The organism is Deinococcus roseus (assembly GCF_014646895.1).
Classification (GTDB): Bacteria; Deinococcota; Deinococci; order Deinococcales; family Deinococcaceae; genus Deinococcus_C; species Deinococcus_C roseus.
In genome coordinates this window covers 1-5,218 of record NZ_BMOD01000058.1, presented here as the reverse complement: position 1 = coordinate 5,218, position 5,218 = coordinate 1, and the positions used below count along the sequence as shown (strand labels likewise).

3 protein-coding genes are annotated in these 5,218 nt (G+C 57.7%); 2 read left to right on the top strand and 1 reads right to left on the bottom strand.

Features of this window, described 5'->3' with window-relative positions:
• Positions 1-224: 224 nt before the first annotated feature.
• Positions 225-1,460, bottom strand: a complete 1,236-nt coding sequence (locus IEY52_RS26200; protein WP_189009568.1) for a bifunctional folylpolyglutamate synthase/dihydrofolate synthase — start codon at positions 1,458-1,460, stop codon at positions 225-227.
• Positions 1,461-1,705: 245 nt separating this feature from the next.
• Here IEY52_RS26200 and IEY52_RS26195 point away from each other — a divergent pair, with 245 nt between their 5' ends.
• Positions 1,706-2,710, top strand: coding sequence for a LacI family DNA-binding transcriptional regulator (locus IEY52_RS26195; protein WP_189009565.1), 1,005 nt, complete (start codon positions 1,706-1,708; stop codon positions 2,708-2,710).
• Between the two features lie 101 nt (positions 2,711-2,811).
• A partial coding sequence (locus tag IEY52_RS26190; protein ID WP_229684994.1) for a glycosyl hydrolase occupies positions 2,812-5,218 on the top strand: 2,407 nt, incomplete at its 3' end.

Genomic DNA, 5,218 nt, shown 5'->3' with positions numbered 1-5,218 from the left:
GAGCCGAGAGCCGAGAGCCGAGAGCCGAGAGCCGAGAGCCGAGAGCCGAGAGCAACGTAGATTCTAAAATTGCTGGTGTCAAGAAAATCATGCAGAGCCTTGGCTTGTTGCTCCAACACCAGAAATCTAAAATGCCTCCTAAAAAGCATGTTTCGTTCTGGCCTGATGCAAATGCTACAGCTCTCCAATCCTGTCCTCAGCCCTCGGCCCTCGGCTCTCGGCCTTTACTGCCAGCGTTCCCGGTCCTCCAGCTTTTCCCCCAGCACCAGCGGCCGAATCTCACCCAGCAGGTACAGGCTGCCTGCCACCAGGGAAAGTCCTGAAGGCAAGAGGCTCAAAGCCTCCTCTGGCGTGGGAGCCACCTGAACCCGAGCACTGAAGTACGTTTTCAGGGTTTCAGGATCAGCGGCCCTGGGGCTGAGCACCGCACGGGTAAGAATCACTTCTGAGGCGATGGAATCCAGTTCAGCAGCAACAGCAGCAATGTCCTTGTCTGCAGCAGACCCAAAAACCACTGGCACTTTTTCAACGCCCAGTGCCCTCAAAGCCTGCACCAGTGCCCTTGCGCCTTCTGGATTGTGAGCCCCGTCCAGCAGGAGTTCTTTGCCCTGCCAGTGCAGAAGTTCCATGCGTCCTGGCCACTGGACCTGCAGTTTTTCTGGCACTTTGTGTCCCAGAGCAAGGGCTGCACTGGCAGCCAGTGCGGTGTTTCTGATCTGGTAGCTGCCAATCAGGTTGGAGGAGGTCTGTGCTTTGCCCCACGGGGTCTTCACCTCTGTATGGATGCCATCCCAGGCATTTTCCTGACCCTGAAACTCCAGGTCTTCCCCCAGAACATGCAGGTGTGCTCCCTGAAGCACAGCCTGGGACTGCAGGGTTTGCAAGCCCTCCCCAACAGCACCGGTCAGGGTGGGAAGCTGGGGCCGCATGATGCCTGCTTTCTCGAAGGCAATCTGGGAGAGGGTGTCTCCCAGAAACTGGGTGTGGTCCAGTCCAATGCTGCTGATGATGCTCAGCACAGGGTCCAGGGCGTTGGTGGAATCAAAACGGCCTCCCATGCCCACTTCCATCAGGGCCACTTCCACGCCATGCTTCTTGAACAGCACACAGGCCAGTGCAGTGATGATCTCGAAGAAACTGGCTCCGGTTTCTTCGGCCAGGGGTTTCAGGTTTTTGAGGGCTTCAATGACTTCTGTTTCAGGAAGTTCATGTCCTGCAACTTTGAAACGCTCGGTGAAACGGGTGAGGTGCGGGCTGGTGAACAGACCCGTTTTGACCCCATTGAAACGCAAAATGGCCTCTAAAGTGGCACTGGTGGAGCCTTTGCCGTTGGTGCCGCCGATCAGGAGGGTTCTGAAGGCATGTTCGGGATGTTCCAGACGCTGCAGCAGGTGCTGGATGCGTTCCAGACCGGGTTTGATGCTGCTCTGTCTTGAGAAAAGCCAGTCGAGAAGATTCACGTTTTCAGTTTAAAACTTTCATGCAGACCCGCATGAGACCACTTCGTAACCTGCCAGAACAAACCTGAAGTTCAAAAAAGCATTTCCCAGTGCAGATTTTCTGAAACTTTTGGTGTACTGCAAACATTTTTTAACGGTAAAGCTATTGACAACGTTTTCAATTTGGATTACATTGACTCTACATCCCAATCAACTCCACGTCTGCTGCTGCACGACACCCTGTGCCGTGCCAGGAGAGGAACCCCATGAGCAGAAATGTCACCATCAAAGACATCGCCAAAGTGGCCGGTGTGTCCATCAGCACGGTTTCTCGCATTCTGAACAATGCGCCGCTGGTGACCCCCGAAAAACGCCAGAAAGTGCTGGAAGTCATTGGTCAGCTGGGGTACGAACCCAACGCCAGTGCCCAGGGTCTGGTTCGCGGCAAGTCCATGACGGTGGGGGTTCTGACCCAGGACATCGCCTCCCCTTTTTACAACGAGGTGGCACGCGGGATTGATGTGGGATTCTCTGGAACAGGCTACCAACCGATCTTTGTGAACGGCCACTGGGAAGTGCAGGACGAAGCCAGTGCCGTTGCCGCCCTCATTCGCCGTCAGGTGGACGGACTGATCATTCTGGGAGGAAGATTACCGGAACAACAACTGCATGCCTTAAGTGAACGCTTTCCCCTCATTCTCATCGGACGCTACGTGCCAGGCCTGGACCACTGCTGCCTGCGCGTGGACGACATCCAGGGTGCCTACCTCGCCACCCGGCACCTGATTGAACTGGGACACCGCAGAATTGCCCACATTGCTGGAATTTCTTCCCACCGGGATGCTGTAGACCGTTTTGAAGGCTACCGCATGGCCCTGGCAGACGCTGGAATCGCCTATGATCCTGAACTGATCTATGAGGGCGAATTCGATGAACCCTCCGGGATTCTGGCCATTGAAGCCTGGGTGACCAAAGGGGTGCATTTCAGTGCCATCTTCGCAGGCAACGACCAGATGGCATACGGGGCCAGACTCGCCCTGTACCGCAGAGGCATTCGCGTTCCCGAAGATGTTTCACTGGTGGGCTATGATGACCTGCCTGCCTCCAGTTTCTCCCTGCCTCCGCTGACCTCCATGCATCAGCCGCTTTTTGAGATGGGAGAGCTTGCTGCACAAACTTTATTGACACGTCTTCAGGATGAAGAATGCGAAATCCCCCAGATTGCTGTGACCCTCAGTGTCCGTGAATCCACACGGTACCACCGCAGATGAACCCACGCAAATGAACCCAGGGTTAACCCCCTAAAACATCCATCCACCACCACTGAAAACGTTCTCAGTCCAGCGCAAAGAGGCACTGGACAGGAGGTTCTATGTTGAAACAAGGCCGTTCCACCCTGCTGCTTGGTCTCACCCTGATTCTCGCCAGTTGCGGAAGCTTCAACGCACCCCAGAGCAGCTCCACCGCCGAAATCACTGCCCAGGACTGGGGCACCACCCCTCCTCCCGGATCCAAAGGCGGACCCACCAACACCTCCGGGGCCATCCTCTCCCCCGCCTGGACCGCCAACGCTGCAGCCAAAGGCAAAGCGCCCACCAACGAATTCTGGTCCTCCATCCTGTTCAAACGCAACGCGGGCAACAACTACTCCGAGAACATGTTCGCCCACCCGCTCGCCATGCACGCTCGATCAGGCGGTCTGGAAATCAGCTACCCCATGAACTCCCAGATCGTCGGGGCCACCGGACTTGAAAAATACGAGTACCCTTACTCCCCTGACCTGACTCTGGGTGTGGCCGGACTGAACTCTCCCGACGCCAAAACCGACGACTTCGGAGACTGGACCACCACCACCTACTGGAGCGACGGCACCAACTCCCTCAAAGCCACCTTCGGCCACGGGATGCCCTTCGTGTACGCCACCAAGACTGGTGGAGCTGCACAGGTCACCTTCATTGCCACCCCCACCGTGTGGAGCAACCAGGGCAACGTGCTGGGCGTGACCGTCAACGGCAAGCACTACGGCATCTTCGCTCCCACCGGAGCCACCTGGACGGTCAACAACACCATCGCCACCTCCACCCTGGGCGGCAAGGACTACTACTCCATTGCCGTTCTGCCCGACAACACCGTTGCCACCCTGAATGACTACAAAACTTACGCCTACAACTTCGTGACTGGCAGCACCGCCAGCTGGAGCTACAACGCCAGCACCGCCACCCTGACCAGCACCTTCACGCTGAACACCGTGGCCAAGGAAGGCACCGCCACCGGAACCGTGCAGGCCCTGTACCGCCACCAGTGGCTGAACTCCTCCGCTGTGAACACCACCTACACCTACGTCTCTCCCAGAGGCCAGATGAAAGTGGTCAAGGGCAGCAGCAGCTTCACCACCAGCCAGAAATTCCAGGGCGTGCTGCCTTACTTCCCCGACAACGGCAGCTCCAACACCCTCAGCCTGAGTCAGCTTGCCACCTACGTGAACGAGGCCAACACCTCCGCCACCCTCAACCCCACTGGAGATTCCTACTGGGTCGGCAAAGGTCTGGGCAAACTCGCAGAACTGGTGCCCCTCGCAGAACAGGTCGGAAACACCACCGCACAGACCGCCTTCCTGAACGCCATCCAGAACGTGCTGCAGGACTGGCTGGACGGTCAATCTCCCAACTACTTCTACTACAACAACACCTGGGGCACATTGATTGGTTACCCACAGGGCTACGGCTCCGAAGAAGAACTCAACGACCACCACTTCCACTGGGGTTACTTCATCAAGGCCGCTGCACTGCTCGCCAAGTACCGTCCCAACTGGGTCACCACTGCTACTCCTGGCGGCAAGACCTGGGGAGGCAGCATCAACGACCTGATCATGGACGCTGCCAACTGGACCACCACCACCACCCAGTTCCCCAGAATCCGCAACTTTGACGCTTATGCAGGCCACTCCTGGGCTGCAGGTCACTCTGCCTTTGCTGCAGGCAACAACCAGGAGTCTTCCAGCGAAGACATGAACTTCTCCACGGCCCTGATCAACTGGGGTGCTGTGAGCGGGAACACGGCCATCCGTGACCTGGGGATCTTCCTGTACGCCAACGAAACCACCGCCATCGAGCAGTACTGGTTCAACCAATCTGGCGCAGTGTTCCCTGCAGGTTTCAACAAACCCGCTGTGGGCATGGTGTGGGGCGACGGCGGAGCTTACTCCACCTGGTTCTCTGCAGAAAAAGAAGCCATCCAGGGCATCAACCTGCTGCCCATCACCGCAGGCAGCGCCTACCTGGGCCGCAACCCCACCTACCTGAAGACCAACTACGACTTCCTGGGCCGTGAACCCAACAGCTGGAAAGACATCTTCTGGTCTTCTTACGCCTACTACGACGCTGCTGGAGCCCTCACCAAGTTCGGCAGTGGAGCCTACACCCCCGAGGACGGCGAAACCAAAGCCCACACCTACCAGTACCTGCACAGCCTGAACGCCATGGGCCAGGTGGACACCAGCGTCACTGCCAACATCCCCACCTACGGCGTGTTCAAGAAGGGCAGCACCAAGACCTACGCCGCCTACAACCCTGGCACCGCCAGCACCACCGTCACCTTCTCCGATGGTTTCAGCATGGTGGTCGGACCCAAGCAGGTGCTCTCCAGCAAAGGCAGCAACCCCTGCGGCACCGACACCCAGGCTCCCAGCGTGCCTGCCGGACTGACCTCCCCCAGCAAGACCAGCACCAGTGTCAACCTCTCCTGGACTGCATCCACCGACAACTGTGGTGTGAGTGCCT